Origin of the sequence: Prauserella salsuginis (genome assembly GCF_024648885.1) — a bacterium.
Classification (GTDB): Bacteria; Actinomycetota; Actinomycetes; order Mycobacteriales; family Pseudonocardiaceae; genus Prauserella; species Prauserella salsuginis.
Map to the genome: position 1 here is coordinate 758,596 of NZ_JANBBF010000009.1, position 15,009 is coordinate 773,604.

Annotated in this window: 13 protein-coding genes; 8 read left to right on the top strand and 5 right to left on the bottom strand. The window is 70.5% G+C overall.

Annotated elements, in window-relative coordinates; all coding sequences use genetic code 11:
- Position 1 precedes the first annotated feature (1 nt).
- From LY40_RS10290 to LY40_RS10305, 4 genes are all read right to left on the bottom strand, one after another.
- Positions 2-922 (bottom strand): hypothetical protein, encoded by a 921-nt coding sequence (locus LY40_RS10290; RefSeq protein WP_308216702.1) that lies wholly within the window; start codon positions 920-922, stop codon positions 2-4.
- Entirely contained in the window at positions 919-1,818 is a 900-nt protein-coding gene (locus LY40_RS10295) for a PfkB family carbohydrate kinase (protein WP_258936643.1), read from the bottom strand. The genes LY40_RS10290 and LY40_RS10295 overlap by 4 nt, the downstream gene beginning before the upstream one ends.
- Before the next feature lie 236 nt (positions 1,819-2,054).
- Positions 2,055-2,843, bottom strand: coding sequence for a DeoR/GlpR family DNA-binding transcription regulator (locus tag LY40_RS10300; RefSeq protein ID WP_183783827.1), 789 nt, complete (start codon positions 2,841-2,843; stop codon positions 2,055-2,057).
- Between the two features lie 141 nt (positions 2,844-2,984).
- Positions 2,985-3,776: an IclR family transcriptional regulator gene (locus LY40_RS10305; RefSeq protein ID WP_183783829.1), complete on the bottom strand. Its 792-nt coding sequence runs from the start codon at positions 3,774-3,776 to the stop codon at positions 2,985-2,987.
- A gap of 149 nt (positions 3,777-3,925) precedes the next feature.
- Here LY40_RS10305 and LY40_RS10310 point away from each other — a divergent pair, with 149 nt between their 5' ends.
- The 7 genes from LY40_RS10310 to LY40_RS10340 all read left to right on the top strand — a co-directional run bounded on the left by LY40_RS10310 (position 3,926) and on the right by LY40_RS10340 (position 11,675).
- On the top strand, positions 3,926-5,404 hold the full coding sequence (locus LY40_RS10310) for a mannitol dehydrogenase family protein (RefSeq protein WP_258936644.1): 1,479 nt from the start codon (positions 3,926-3,928) through the stop codon (positions 5,402-5,404).
- Between the two features lie 52 nt (positions 5,405-5,456).
- Entirely contained in the window at positions 5,457-6,461 is a 1,005-nt protein-coding gene (locus LY40_RS10315) for an L-idonate 5-dehydrogenase (protein WP_183783833.1), read from the top strand.
- A 48-nt stretch (positions 6,462-6,509) separates the two neighbouring features.
- Positions 6,510-7,910: an MFS transporter gene (locus LY40_RS10320; protein WP_183783835.1), complete on the top strand. Its 1,401-nt coding sequence runs from the start codon at positions 6,510-6,512 to the stop codon at positions 7,908-7,910.
- An 87-nt stretch (positions 7,911-7,997) separates the two neighbouring features.
- On the top strand, positions 7,998-9,242 hold the full coding sequence (gene manD / locus LY40_RS10325; protein ID WP_183783836.1) for a D-mannonate dehydratase ManD: 1,245 nt from the start codon (positions 7,998-8,000) through the stop codon (positions 9,240-9,242).
- Between the two features lie 20 nt (positions 9,243-9,262).
- Positions 9,263-9,910 carry a bifunctional 4-hydroxy-2-oxoglutarate aldolase/2-dehydro-3-deoxy-phosphogluconate aldolase gene (locus LY40_RS10330; protein ID WP_183783838.1) on the top strand — a complete coding sequence of 216 codons (648 nt, stop codon included), beginning with the start codon at positions 9,263-9,265 and terminating at the stop codon, positions 9,908-9,910.
- The gene (locus tag LY40_RS10335) at positions 9,907-10,893 is read left to right on the top strand and encodes a sugar kinase (protein WP_258936645.1); all 987 of its coding nucleotides are present in this window, start codon (positions 9,907-9,909) and stop codon (positions 10,891-10,893) included. The genes LY40_RS10330 and LY40_RS10335 overlap by 4 nt, the downstream gene beginning before the upstream one ends.
- Before the next feature lie 50 nt (positions 10,894-10,943).
- Positions 10,944-11,675, top strand: coding sequence for a cation:proton antiporter domain-containing protein (locus LY40_RS10340; protein ID WP_258936646.1), 732 nt, complete (start codon positions 10,944-10,946; stop codon positions 11,673-11,675).
- Positions 11,676-11,820: 145 nt separating this feature from the next.
- Here LY40_RS10340 and LY40_RS10345 read toward each other — a convergent pair whose 3' ends face one another.
- A complete protein-coding gene (locus LY40_RS10345) occupies positions 11,821-13,410 on the bottom strand; it encodes a glycoside hydrolase family 32 protein (RefSeq protein WP_183783844.1) in 1,590 nt (529 codons plus the stop codon).
- Between the two features lie 763 nt (positions 13,411-14,173).
- Here LY40_RS10345 and LY40_RS10350 point away from each other — a divergent pair.
- Positions 14,174-14,935: a DeoR/GlpR family DNA-binding transcription regulator gene (locus LY40_RS10350; RefSeq protein ID WP_258936647.1), complete on the top strand. Its 762-nt coding sequence runs from the start codon at positions 14,174-14,176 to the stop codon at positions 14,933-14,935.
- The last annotated feature ends 74 nt before the right edge of the window (positions 14,936-15,009 follow it).

Consider the following 15,009-nt stretch of genomic DNA (forward strand, 5'->3'; position numbering starts at 1 on the left):
TTCAGCGAGTGGGGGCGCTCACGGCGCGATCGACCAGATCCGCCAGCCGCTGCAACCGCGGGACGGCGTCCGCCTCGAGCGCGTCGGGCAGGTTCGCGGCTCCGACGCAGGCCCGCCATACCGCACGGCCGGCGAGGAACCCGGACGCTCCTGCCGCGCAGGCGACCTCGACCGCGCGGGGAAAATCGTCGGCATCCACCCCGGAGGACAGCACCACCCACGGTGACGCGATCCGTGCGCCGAGCCGGGTGCATTCGCGGTGCAGGACGTCGGCGTCGGCCTTGCCGCGCAAGGGAACCTCGGACTTGTACAGGTCGGCGCCGAGTCCGCCGAGCTCGTCGGCCGCCGCGTGGACGCCGGCGTTCCAGTCCCAGTGGCCTCCGCGGCGAGGGGCTTTCGACACCGGTTCGATGATGCTGACGAGGCCGGCGGCGCGGCACCTGGCAACGAAGCGTTCGACCATGGCGACTCGGCGGTGTGCGTCCTCATCGGGCCGCCACACGACGAGGAGTTTCATCGCCACGGCGCCCTGGGTTCGCACCGTGTGCGGGTCGACGGTGTCGTCCAGCACCGAGTCGGTGACGGCCTCGCCGTTCCCGGGCACGAACCGGTCGGCGGCGGCGATGAGCCCGCAGCCGGGGGCGACCGCTCCCGAGTCGACAGCGGTGTCGAAGACGAACTGCTTGTCCAGCAGAACACCGGAGGCATGCGGAGTGAGGGCGCGGGTGGCGGCGAGCTTGAACTCCGTGAGGGTCGCGTCGTCGACGCGGCGAAGCACCTCGTCGGGCGTCGTGCCGTCCGCGGCGGGCTCCGCTCCCGCGAACATCAGTCGCAGAGCCTCGCGCTGGTCCACCGCCAGCATCGCGAAGCCGCCCGACGGTCGTGCCAGGTCGGTCAGGTCGTATGGCGTAGGGGAGGTCACGCGTACTCCTTCAGTTCGCTCAGGTGGGTCTCGATCTCGTGGTCGGTGGGGATGGCGGAACGGCCGTCGACGGCCCGGCACGAGAGAGCCGCCGCGATACCCGCGTATGCCATCGCCTCGTGCAGCGGACGTTCGCGAACGACGGCGGTGAGCAGGGCGCCGTGGAAGACATCGCCTGCGCCCAGAGTGCTGACCGGCTCGATCGGCAGTCCGGGCACGCGGCGTAGTCGGCCGCGGTGGTCGCGGCCGATCGAACCGTTCGCGCCGTCGGTGGCCACCACGGTGTGGGCCGTGCAGGCAGCGAGTGCCGCGTCGAGATCGGTCGATCCGTACTCGGCTCGCAATCGGTCCGCAGTGGGCACGTAGAGGGTGACCTCGTCGGGACGGCATCGGAGATCATCGACCGCGTAGCCCGCATCGACCGACAGTCGGGGACGGTCCGATGGCGGTATGTCCGCGAGCAGGCGGGCGACCGGTGGCCACCCATGGTGGTCGACGTGGACCCAGTCGGCGGAACGCACGGCTTCCGCGGCGGCCTCGTCGAGTTCGACGGGTGGTGCCGCGGTGGTACAGATCGCGCGGGTGGCGTCGCTGCGGCTGCAGATGACGACGACCGACTGGGTGCCGGCGTGCGGGGTCACCCGCACGTGGCGCGTGTCGACTCCTGCGGCGTCGAGGCCGTCGATGACGTCGTGCCCGGGCCGGTCGTCTCCCACGGCCGCGATGACCTGGGCGGGTACTCCGAGGCGCGCGGCTGTGACGGCCGCGGTGGCGGCGGGGCCACCGCCGCTGCGGACCAGGTCGTCGACGACGACGCGTTCGTCAGGGGATGGGTGATGCGCGGTGACGGCGATGGCGTCCTCGGTCGCCGCACCAACGAAGACAACGGTTTCCACGGTTCCTCCTCGCCCGATGGCGCCCATAGTGTCGGCCGGGGATGTTCATAAGTCAACATTCGCTGTCGAAAATAGAACATTGAGCGGAGAAGATTCAGCGGAGAAGATTCAGCGGAAAAGATTGAACTGAGAGGGCTCAGTGGGGAGGGCTCAGCGTTGGGAGGGCTCAGCGTTGGGAGGACTCAGCGGGGCGGTTCGGTGGACACACCGGTGCCCCGAGGCCGGTGCGGACCGAGTCAGGAGGTGGCGAGATCGAGCTGGACGCCGGCGCCGTCGAAGAGGTCGGCGAGTGCGGGTCTGCGATCAGTGACCACGGTGTCGAGTCGGCTCAGCGGGCACAGCAGGACCGCCGCGGCGGCGTCGAACTTGCTGTGGTCGGCGAGCAGCACCACGCGGTCGGCGATGTCCATCAGCGCGAGCTTGGTCGGACGTTCCCGGTCGGTGGCGACGTACACGCCGCGCTCGTCGACGGCCGCGGCGCCGAGGAAGAACGTCTTCACCCGCAGCTGGGCCGCGGTGTCCACGGTGATGGGCCCGACGAAGGCCTGGCTGTCGTGGTTGAGGTCGCCGCCGAGTGCGACCGTTCGTGCGGCCGGCAGGCTCAGCATGCGTTGCAGCACGGGCACCGAGTGCGAGACGACGGAACCGGCGAAGTCGTCGGGGAGGGCGAGTGCGAGTTCGTACGGCGTCGTACCGGCGTCGACGGCGATCGTGTCGGATCCGGCGAGCAGGCCGGCCGCGTGGGCGCCGATTCGCTGTTTGGCCTCGTGCCGGGCGCGAACTCGGCCCTCGAACGCCGGTGGCTGGTCGGCAGGGGGGAGGCTGACGCCGCCGTGCACGACCCGCACCTTGCCGTCCCGTTCGAGCCGGCGCACGTCGCGGCGCACGGTCATGTCCGACACGCCGAGCTGTTTGCTGAGGTCGCTGATCGCGAGGAATCCCGCGGTGTGGAGTTGTTCGAGGATCACACCGCGGCGCGCGGGGGCGTCGTCGTAGCGCAGCAGTCCGGCAGATGCACTGTCCACGCCACGTCCTCCCCTCGTAGTTGTTCGAAATGATACACGGGCGGCGTCGCCGGGTCGGGGGCGAGGACGATTATGTTGGAAATCCAACATCGTCGCGGTGGTCGCTGTCCGGCGGTGCGAGCCTCCGTGTTGCCGAGACGCTCACCCGGTGGCCGGCGCCAGCGTGTACTCCTCCGGTGCGAGTTTGCCTGCGAGCTCCCGCATCAGTGCGCCGACGTCGGCCAGCCGGTCGGTGGTCATGCGGTCCGCGGGGCCGGTGACGCTGATCGCGACGTCCTGTCCGGTCCCCGAGGTGAGGGCGACACCGACACATGCGATTCCGGGCTCGTTCTCCTCGTTCTCGACCGCCCAGCCGAGCGTGCGCGCCGACTCGACGGCGTGGCGGAACCGGTCCGCGAGTGTCGGGTGCTGCCCGTCGGGGTCGGCCTCGTCGGCGTAGCCGGTCAGCAGAGCGTCGCTCGGGGGAGCGGTTGCGATGAGCGCGCGCCCCAGCGCCGTGCTCGCGATGTGCGCACGCCTGCCGACGCGTGACCACACGCGGACGGAACGTTCGGGCTCGATCTTGTCGAGGTAGACGACGCGGCGTCCGTCGAGCATGCCGAGGTGGACGAGTTCCTCCGTGCGGCGGGACAGTTCGAGCAGCAGTGGGCGGAACAGCAGCGGCAGGTTCTCCTCGGCGCCGAACGTGCGCACGATCCGCCGGAGTGCCTCGCCGAGGATGTAGTTGCGGTCGTCATCGTCGCGCGTCACGTACTCGCGGTGCGCAAGCCCGCGGAGCAGCCGGTGGACCGATCCCTTGTTGATCCCGGTGTGCGCCGCGATCTCGCCGAGTGCCATGCCCTCCGGGCCGGCGGCGGCGACCGTCTCGAGCACGACGAGCGCACGATCGAGGCTCGTCACGGGTGGCGTTTCCGATGTGGGTTCGGTCTCCATGGCTCCATTGTCGCCGGGGTCGGTATTGCGTCGCGTTCAGTGCGAGTTTAACTTATGGTCCGACATACAAAACGACCGGTTCGCGATATGAAACGCACACGGTTGGTGCCGGCAGCGCCCGCCGCGCGTCGCGGAAGGACAAGGACGTCATGACACAGGGACTCGGGCGCAGTAGCGTGCCCGCGGGAACGCTCATCGGAGCATCAGCGCCCGACCGGACCGGCATCGTGCACCTCGGTCTGGGCAACTTCCACCGCGCGCACGGTGCCGTCTACACGGCGCAGGCGATGGCCGCGGCCGGAGGCGACTGGGGCATCCGCGGCTTCGCTCACTCGTCGGACCGTGTCGTCGCGCCGATGCGCGCCCAGGACAACCTGTATTCGATCCTGCAGCTGACCGAGGGCGGCACCAAGGCCGGTGTCGTCGACGTCCACCGCGACACCGGCGTAGCGGCGCACGACCCCGCGGCCGTCGTGGCCGCGATCGCGGATCCGGCGCATCGCATCGTCTCGCTCACGGTGTCCGAGGTCGGTTACACGCGCGATCCGGCGACCGGCCGCCTGGCTCTCGACCACCCCGAGGTCGCCGCGGACCTCGTCGCCGGCTCGACGCCGCGCACCGCGATGGGCATGATCGCGCGGGGCCTCGAACTGCGGGCCGCCTCCGGTGCGCCGGTCGCCGTGCTCTCGTGCGACAACCTCCAGTCCAACGGCGACGTCACGCGCGCCGTGGTCGAGGAGTTCCTCAACGCGGCGGGCGTGAACGACGACGTACTGTCCTTTGTGTCCTCGTCGGTGTCGTTCCCGAACGCGATGGTCGACCGCATCGTGCCGAAGACGACGGCCGAGCACTCGCAGCGTGTCGAGGACCTGCTCGGGGTGACCGACCGGTGTCCCGTGCCGGCCGAGGACTTCAGCATGTGGGTGCTCGAGGACGACTTCGCGGGCGGCCGTCCCGCATGGGATCTTGCGGGTGCGACGTTCTCGACCGAGCTCGAGGCCTACGAGATGGTCAAGTTGCGCCTGCTCAACGGGTCGCACTCGCTCATCGCCTACCTCGGCGTCCTCGCCGGTGCACCCACGATCGACACCGCATGGGGGCTGGACTTCGTGCGCGAAGCGGTCCTCGGCGGGATCGCCGAGGACTACCTGCCCACGTTCACCCCGCCCACCGGGTTCGATGCCGACGGGTACGTGTCCGAACTGGACGCCCGGTGGCGCAACCCGCTGATCGGCCACGCCACCACGCAGGTCGGCTCCGACGGTTCGGTCAAGTTGCTCCAGCGCATCCCCGACGCGGCGTTGTTCCACCTCCGGCGCGGCCGCATACCGCACCGTCTCGCGCTGTGCACCGCCGCGTGGATCGCGTGCGTCGCCCCGCCCGCGGGCTTCGACCCGGACCCGCTGGCGGAGCGCATCGCCGAACCCGCCCGGGAACGGCTCGCCGAGACGGTCGACGGCGCCGTGACCGTGAGTGACCACGTGCGCCGGATCATGACCGGCGGCTTCTTCCCCGCGGCGCTCGCCGACCAGGACGTCTTCACCGCCCGTGTCGCCGAGCTGCTGACGCTCATCACCCGAGACGGGGTGCGCACCGCGGCCGCCGACGTGGCCGCAGCCTCCCGTTGAGCCCGCCCCGCCCTCCCCGGAGCCCCGCCCCGACCCCTGGAGCTGATCACCGATGAAAGGTCTGTTCATCCACGGCGCCGAGGACATGCGCCTCGACGACGTCGCCGTGCCCGAACCCGGCGAGGGCGAGGTGCTGCTGCGCGTGCGCTACGTCGGCATCTGCGGTTCGGACCTGCACTACTACTTCCACGGCAAGAACGGTGAGAACCTCGTCCGCGAGCCGTTCGCTCCCGGCCACGAGTTCTCGGCGACCGTCGAGTCCGATCCGTCCGGCGAATGGGCTACCGGCACGCCGGTGACCGTGCACCCCGCTCGGTACGGCTGCCCGGTGACGGGCCTCGACGACCGGCCGCACCTCTGGCCCGGCGGCGACTACCTCGGCAGCGCCGCGGACTTCCCCCACCGGCAGGGCGCGGCGGCGGAGTACGTGCTCGTCGAGAAACCCATGCTCCGCAGGCTGCCCGACGGGTTGTCGCTGCGGGACGCCGCGCTCGCCGAACCGCTCGGCGTGGCGTTGCACGCTCTCACGGTCGCAGGTGGCGACCTGGGCGACCGCGCCCTCGTGCTGGGTGCGGGGCCCGTCGGCCTGCTGACCGTCGCGGCGCTCGCCGCGCGGGGCGTCGGTCACGTGGCGGTCGGCGACGTCCAGCAGTCCGCCCTCGACCGTGCCCGCGACCTCGGAGCCCACGAGACGTTCCTCATCGGACGCGACGAGGTGCCCGCGACCTCGTATCCCGTCGTGTTCGAATGCTCCGGAGCGCCGGCCTCGCTGACCCAGTCGGTCGCATCCGCGGCCAGGGCAGGCGTCGTGGTCCAGGTCGGCATGCTCGCCGACGCCGCGATCGGTGTGAACCTCGCGCCGCTCGTGTCGAAGGAACTGCAGCTGCGCGGCACCTTCCGCTTCTCGACGGAGATCGACGAGGCCGTCGAGTTGCTCGCCGCCCACCCCACCATCGCCCGGGTCGTCACGCACGTCCTGCCCGCGGCCGACGCGGTCGAGGCGTTCGCGACGGCGAAGGACTCCGCCGCCTCCGGCAAGGTCCTCATCGAGTTCTGACCCCCACCCGCCCTCACGTCCCCATCCGACACCGCAGAAGGAACAACGATGTCCACTTCAGCACCGCCGCCCGACACGGGCACCGCCGAAGCAGGCCAGGCCGAACGCAGCACCAGTGACCTCACACGCGCCGCGATGTCCGGCTGGCTGGGCACCGCGCTCGAGTTCATGGACTTCCAGCTGTACTCGCTCGCGGCCGGGCTCGTCTTCGGCCAGCTCTTCTTCGTGGGCGACAGCGCCGCGCTCGCCGTCGTCGCCGCGATGGCCACGTACGCCGTCGGTTACGTCGCCCGCCCCGTGGGTGCCTGGTACTTCGGACGCCTCGGCGACCGGGTGGGACGCACGAAGGTCCTGTTCATCACGATCGCGCTGATGGGCGGTTCGACGACGCTCATCGGCGCGCTGCCCACGGCCCACGACATCGGCATCCTCGCGCCGATCCTGCTCGTGGTGTTGCGGCTCGGGCAGGGCTTCGGCGCCGGTGCGGAGATCTCCGGTGCCGGTGTCATGCTCGCCGAGTACGCGCCGAGGCGGCGGCGCGGCGTGATCGCCTCGCTCGTGGCGCTGGGCACCAACTGCGGCACGCTCGGTGCGTCCGCCATCTGGGGCATTCTCGTGGCGGTCATGTCCGAGGAGCAGCTGCTCTCGTGGGGCTGGCGCATTCCGTTCCTCGGCAGCGCCGTGATCCTGCTGGTGGCCGTGTGGATCCGGTTCCGGCTCAAGGAGAGCCCGGTGTTCGAGGAGAGCTCCCACGTCTCCGACGGGGTGGCGCTGTCGACCGCCGAGGTCAGGGCGAAGGCCGAGCGGGAGAACGACACGCAGATGCTCGAGGCGCTCGAGCAGAAGAAGTGGCGCGCACTCGTGCCGGCGTTCCTGCTCCGCTTCGGGCAGGCAGGCAACTCGGGCATCCTGCAGACCTACATGGTCTCGTTCATCACGGTGACGCTGGCGATGTCGGCGTCGGTGGGTACGACCGTCGTGATCGTCTCGTCGTTGTGCGCGTTCGTCACGGTGCCCGTCGTGGGTGCGCTCGGCGACAGGTTCGGCAGGCGCCGCATGTACCAGGTGATGAGCGTGATCTCGCTCGTGCTCATCGTGCCGACCATGATGCTGATCGCGGGAGCGGACGTGCCGAAGGTGTTCGTCGGCTACATCGTCATGCACAACGTGTCGGTGATGGCGCTGGCCTCGCTCGAGAACCTCACGCTGCCGGAGATCTTCGGCTCCCGGCACCGCTACGCCGCGACCGGTGTCATCCGGGAGATCGCCGCGATGATCGCCACCGGCATCGGCCCTGTGGTCGCCGCCGCCTGGGTCGCCGCCACCACCGGCTCGTGGATCCCGGTCGCGGTCCTGCTCGGGTTCTTCACCCTGTGCCCGCTCATCGGGACGCTGTTCATGCCGGAGGTCGCGGGCCGCGACCTGAGGGATCCGCGCAACGCGGTCTGAACCGGTCCCGGGTGCGGCCGCCGCGCCGCACCCGGGACCGCCCCACCGTCCACCATCGACACATCAGCCCGGAAGGAAACACCCGCCGTGAGCATCTCGACCGCCGAGGTCATCGTCACCAGCCCCGGACGCAACTTCGTCACCCTCAAGGTCGTCACCTCCGACGGGGTCGTCGGCTGGGGCGACGCGACGCTCAACGGGCGGGAACTGGCCGTGGCCTCGTACCTGCGGGACCACCTGGCGAGCACGCTCATCGGCCGCGACGAGGACCGCATCGAGGACACGTGGCAGTACCTCTACCGCGGGGCCTACTGGCGGCGCGGACCCGTGACGATGGCCGCGATCGCCGCCGTCGACATGGCGCTGTGGGACATCAAGGCCAAGAAGGCGGGCGTTCCGCTGTACCAGCTGCTCGGCGGGGCGAGCCGGGACAAGCTCCGCGTGTACGCCCACGCCTCGGGCAACGACTACCCGGCGCTGGCGCGCGCGATCCGTGGATATGTCGACGAGGGCTACACGGCGGTGCGCATCCAGACGGGCGTTCCCGGTCTCGAGCGGGTGTACGGCGTGTCCGACACCGCGGAGCCGGGACAGCGCTACGACTACGAACCCGCACACCGCGGTGCCGACGGCGGCGCCGCGACGCGTCCCGAGGAAGAGGACTGGGACACGCCCGCCTACCTGCGGCACGTACCCGCGATCTTCGAGAAGGTGCGGGAGGAGTTCGGCCCCGAGCTGCGGCTGCTCCACGACGCGCATCACCGGATGTCGCCGATCGAGGCGGCGCGGCTTGCCAAGTCGCTCGAACCCTACGACCTGTTCTGGCTCGAGGACGTGACGCCCGGCGAGGACCAGGAGGCGTTCCGGCTGGTCCGGCAGCACAGCACGACACCGCTGGCCACCGGCGAGGTGTTCAACTCCGTGCATGACTACCGGACGCTGATCACCGAGCGGCTTATCGACTACGTGCGATCGGCGCCCACCCACACCGGCGGTGTCACCGGGATGAAGAAGCTGCTCGACTTCGCGGCGATCTACGGCATCCGCTCCGGCATCCACGGCCCGACCGACGTCTCGCCGGTCGGTATGGCCGCCGCGCTGCACCTCGACCTGGCGATCCACAACTTCGGTATCCAGGAGTACATGCCGCACAGCGAGCTGACCCTCGAGGCGTTCCGCACCTCGTACACGTTCGACCGCGGCTTCCTGCACCCGGGCGAGACCCCGGGTCTCGGCGTGGAACTCGACGAGGAGGTCGCGGCGCGCCACCCCTACACGGCTGCCTATCTACCGGTGAACCGCCTGCTCGACGGCACCGTGCACGACTGGTGAGTCGGGAGAGGACACACGTCATGAGCCAGCGACAGGCTTTGCCTCGGTGGACCGCCGAAACGCGGCTCGTCGTCGTCATCCGCGGTGAACACGCCGACGACTACGTGCCGGTGATCGACACCATGGTCGAAGCGGGAGTGCGCAGTTTCGAGCTCACGCTCACCACGCCCGGTACGGCCGCCGCACTGCCCGGACTCGTCGAACGGTACGGCGACACCGCGGACATCGGCGTCGGCACCGTGACCCGTCCCGGCGAGGTCGACGCCGCCGCCGACGGGGGAGCGCGCTACCTGGTCACCCCGATCTCGGACGTCACGGTCGTCGATCGGGCCCTGGCTCGCGACGTCCCCGTCGTCCCCGGCGGGCTCACCCCGACGGAGGTGTGGTCCACCTGGAGCAGGGGAGTGCCTGCGGTGAAGGTGTTCCCGGCGGGCCAGGTGGGGCCGGGGTATCTGAAGGACCTGCGCGGTCCGTTCCCCGAGCTTGCCGTGGTTCCGTCCGGAGGCGTCGATCTCGATGCGGCGGGGGCGTGGCTCGCGGCCGGCGCCGCGGCCGTCAGCGTCGGCGGACCGCTCCTCGGCGACGCGCTCGCAGGCGGCGAGCTGACTGCGCTCGCCGCGCGGGCGCGGCGATTCGTCGAGGTGTGTGCGGGGAGTGGAGCGGCATGACCGACTCCCCGGTTCTGACTCTGGGCGAGACGATGGGCCTGATCACGGGCGGCCGCATCGGATCGCTCGCGCACGTGTCCGACGCGCACGTGGGCATCGGCGGCTCCGAGACGAACGTCGCCGTGAGCCTGAGCAGGCTCGGCGTGCCCGTCACGTGGATCGGGCGGGTCGGCGACGACTCGCTCGGCAGGCGGATCGTGCGTGAGGTCCGCGGTGAGGGCGTCGACGTGCGTGCGCAGGTCGACGTCGACGCGGCAACGGGACTCATGCTCAAGGAACTCACGGGCCAGGGGACCGCGCGGGTGTATTACTACCGTGCGGGCTCGGCCGGTTCCCGGCTGGCCGCGGCGGACGTTCCTGCGGGTCTGGTCGAGAACGCCGCGCTCGTGCATCTGACGGGCATCACGCCGCTGCTGTCGGACTCGGCTCGGGAGACGTGCCGGTCGGTGGTGGGGCGCGCGCGGGCTGCGGGCGTGCGCTTGAGCGTCGACGTGAACTACCGGTCGACGCTCGCGCCGGCGCACGTGGCCGCCGAGGTGCTCGGCGAACTGGCCGGGCAGGCCGACCTCATGTTCGGCTCACCCGACGAGCTCGCCCATGTCGCCCCCGGCGGTACTGCCCCCACCGACGACCGGGCGGCCGCTGCGGACATCGGCGCGCTGGTACGCGCGCTCGATCCCGGCGGGACGCGCGAGATCGTCGTCAAGCGCGGTGCCGACGGAGCGACGGTCTACCGCGACGGCGTCCTCGTCGACGCCCCCGGTCACCGGGTCGACGTGGTCGACACCGTCGGTGCGGGGGACGCGTTCGTGGCCGGCTATCTCAGTGGTGACGTGCACGGATGGAGCGTCGAGAAGAAGCTCGCCCGCGCGAACGCCTGCGGTGCGGTGATGTGCACGATGCCCGGCGACTGGGAGGCGGCGCCCACCCCTGCCGAACTCGACGCGTTCCTGGCGTCGGGAGGCGATCCGGTCCAGCGTTGAGCAGCCGGTGGGCGGGTGGGTGCCGACCGGCGCGGCGCCGGTAGTCGCCGGTGTGGGTGCTGTTGTCGACGCGGGCGACGTGGCAGGCGGCGGCGGTGCTGCTGGCGTTCGCCGCGGCCGCGGTGGTCGTGGTGGCACTGCCCGCCAGGATTCTGCGCCGGGTGCCGCTGCTGGGACGTGCGGTGATGCGGGCGTCGAACACGACGATGCAGACCACGGCGCGGATCACCGTCCTGGTGCTGGTGACGTTGATGCTGCTGACGGCCGTCCTGGAGCTGGACGTCGCGCTCGGGGCGTTCTCCGCGGGCCTGCTGTCGAACGCGGTGCTGCGGGCGGTCGCGGCCGATCACGCGGAGGAGATCGCGCACAAACTGGAGATCGTCGGATTCAGCCTGCTCATCCCCGTGTTCTTCGTGACGAGCGGAATGACCATCGACCTTGGTGCCGTCGCGTCGAAGTGGCCGCTGCTGCTCGCGTTCGTCGGGGCGATCCTCGTCGTGCGCGGATTCCCGGTGTTCGCCCGCGAGATGTGGACGAGCACCCATTCGGGCGTCACGACGACCCGCGACCGGCTCGCGCTCGGCCTCTACGCGGCGACCGGGTTGCCCATCATCGTGGCGGTCACGCAGATCGCGGCCTCGTCGCAGCTGATCACTGCGGCCACCGCCTCGGTGATGGTGACGGCCGGTGCCGTCACGGTGCTGGCCTTCCCGCTGGCGGCGAACAGGATCGTCGCCGGCGGGAAGGCCGGGTCTTCGAGGACGGCACGCCGCTCGCGATGAACGCCGTGGCTCCTGAGACGGGCGGCACGGCGCGTGCCCGCCGGCCCGGTACTCGCCGTCGCAGGAACGGGGCCGCCGACCGGAAGTCGTGATGTGGGAGGTCGCCGGTGCCGCCCCGCTGCCCGGTGCGGGGCGGCACCGGACCTCACGCGTCCAGGTCGAAGACTTCGAGCGACTGCACGGTGACCTCACCACCGGTGGCGAACGTGCTCGCCCTGGTGCTGCCCTCGTCCGGGAAGACGAGGTCGGTGATCACGGCCTGACCCCGGTCGCCGAACACCTGCACGTTGGCCCGGTCGAGCACGATGCGGAGCCGGAGGACGCCGTCGGTCGGTGGCAGCGCGACGGTGTGGCGTGCCGGGAAGCTCGAGTGGACGGTCGTCCGGCCCGAACTGCGCCGGTCGACGAACAGTTCCTGCGTCGTGACGTCGTACCCGATGCGGGTGCGGTAGGAGCCACCCGCGAAGACGTCGAATCCGAACGAGGTCGCCGTCGCACCGGCGAGCCGGAACTCGGCGACGATGTCGAGCGCCGTTCCCGCGGTGTCCGGAGCTCCGCCCTGCTCGGAGACGGTTCCGCTCCAGGCTCGCCGGTTGCGGCGTACTCGCTCCAGCTCCCTGACCGGCTGCTGCGCGAGCCGCGTTCCGGCTGCGGTGGAGACCAGTTCCAGTTCGCGCGGGACGGACATGCCACCTCGCCACGGCGAGGTGGGGACGTCGGCCGCATACGACCAGTTGCTCATCCAGCCCAGCCACAGTCGGCGGCCGTCGGGAACATCCGACCAGGACACCGCGGCGTAGAAGTCCGAGCCCTCATCGGCCCACAGGACGTCGTCGGGAGCTGCGTCGGGGGTGAACGTGGTGCCGTCGAAGTCGCCCAGGAAGTACTGCATTCCCGAGCCACCTGCCGGTCCACCCGGATTGATGCTCACGATGAGGACCCACTTGCCACGGCGGTCGTCGCCATCCACGGGCAGCCGGAACAGGTCGGGACACTCCCACACGCCGCCGTGTGCGCCGTGGTTCGCGCCGAACTCGCTGAGCTGTTCCCACTGCAGCAGGTTCGGCGAGCCGTAGAAGCGGATCCGGTCGCCCACGGCTATCGACATCACCCACCGGTTCGTCGCTGCGTGCCAGAAGACCTTGGGATCACGGAAATCGGCCTCGCCGGAGTTGGGGATCACCGGATTGCCGGAGTATTTGGTCCAGCTGCGACCGCGGTCGCTGCTGTAGGCCAGGCTCTGCTGCTGTGTGTCGCCCGCGCTGGTGTAGAGCGCGACCAGGCCGGGCCCGCCGCCGAAGAGACCACTGGTGTCGTGTTGGTCCACGACTGCGCAGCCGGAGAAGATGTCGCCCAGCTCGTCGGGTTCGAGTGCCACCGGCAGCTGCTTCCAGTGCACGAGGTCGGTGCTCACCGCGTGCCCCCAGGACATGTTGCCCCACTGGTCGCCGTACGGGTTGTGCTGGAAGAACAGGTGGTACTCGCCCTTGAAGTAGACCATCCCGTTCGGATCGTTCATCCAGTTGCGTTCCGGGGTGAAGCACACCGAGGGACGCCACTGCGACGTTTCCGAGGCGGAGCCGGTCGTTCCGGCACGGGCGGTCGGTGAACCGGGCAGCGTCGCCGTCAACCCCAGCCCGGCCAGCGCGCCGGCCCCGGCCAGGAAGTTGCGGCGTCCGAATCCCCGTGTCAGTGGATGCCGGGAAGCGGCGGTGCCGTCAGCGGAGTTTTCCATCGTTGCCTCCTCGTCTGTTCCTGCCGCCCGGTGGGCACGCGGCAGTGCATGGTGGGGTTCTGCGGATGTCGAAACGGGGCGGTACCGGTGTTCACGAACCGGAGCAGGGGACGGAGCGGGGGCCAGGACCGGAACCGGAGCGGGGGCCGGGTCGCCGTGCTCGAGCTCCGGACATGGGGAATCGCTCGGTTGCCGGAGCGGGAACGGGCGGGGTCGATGGCGGCGAGCCTGGGGTCACGCGATCCTCCTTGATCGGGAAGTGACGACGCTGCGGAGAGCGGCCGCTCCGCAGTCCTCCGGCGAGTTCGGCGAGGGGTTCGGAGCTGCCGGAGGGAGCTCCGCGTCCCCGGTCCACGCGCCGGGACTTTCGGCGACCGACCGTCTCGCGGTGTCCGATTGATCCGGTGCCCGATTGGGTCCGGTTTCTCTCTGGTGCCGACTGATTGTGCTTGTTGTTGCGGGGTTGTCAATCCTCGGAATCGGCGGACTCGGCTGGGCGGGGCTCGTGCGGCTCGGGGTGCGGCGCCGTGCGGGGTTCGAACCTTCCGTGCGCTGTCCGAGGTCGTGGCCGTCGGCCGGAAGTGCAGATGCGGCCGACGGTCCTCGGTGTTCGGTGTGATTCCCCGACGATGTCCGCGTCCGGGGTGTAGACGGGCGCCACGCCGGGTGGCGGTCCGTCCTGCGGTTAGGGCTGCGAGGGTTGACAAGAACGCAACAACCGTCAGAATCAGGCAATACCAAAACGCACCGGAGGGAAACGGGCATGTATGGTGCGGAGCGCCAACAGCTGCTGGCACAGCAGGTGCGCACGGACGGGCGGATCGACGTCACCGCCACGTCCGAGCAGTTGGGGGTCGCGCCCGAAACCATCCGGCGAGACCTCGCAGCCCTGGAACGCCAGGGCCTCGTCCGCCGGGTCTACGGCGGCGCGATCCTGCTGGAACGGCTGGATTTCGAACCCGCGGTCAACGAACGCGATCGGACACGTTCGGCCGAGAAGGACCGGATCGCGCGCGCCGCGCTCGATCTGGTGCCGCAGCGCGGAACCGTGCTCTTCGACGCCGGTACCACCAGCAGCCGCCTTGCGGCACTGCTGCCACAGGGGCGGGACCTGACGATCGTCACGAACTCGCTGCCCGTCGCCTCCCAGCTCGCCACCCGCACCGACGTCACCGTGCACATGCTGGGCGGCCGGATTCGGCCTGCGACGTTGGCGACGGTCGAGTCCTGGGCGCTCGCCGTCCTGGCCGGGTTGACCGTGGACATCGGCTTCTTCGGGACGAACGGATTCTCCGCCGCGCGCGGGTGTACGACACCGGACACCGCCGAATCCGCGGTGAAGGCGGCGATGGTCGGGGCCTGCCGTCGTCGCGTGCTGCTCAGCGATCACAGCAAGTACGGCGACGATCAGTTCGCCCGGTTCGCCACGCTCGGCGAGATCGACGTCGTGGTGACCGACTCCGGTCTCGACGAACAGGCCGTGGCCGAACTCAACGAGGCCGCGATCGAGGTGGTGATCGCATGACCGCGACACGCGCCGGTCCGGCAGCGACGCCCATCAGGAGGGCGGGTTCCTTCGAACCGCTCCGCTGTGCGGCG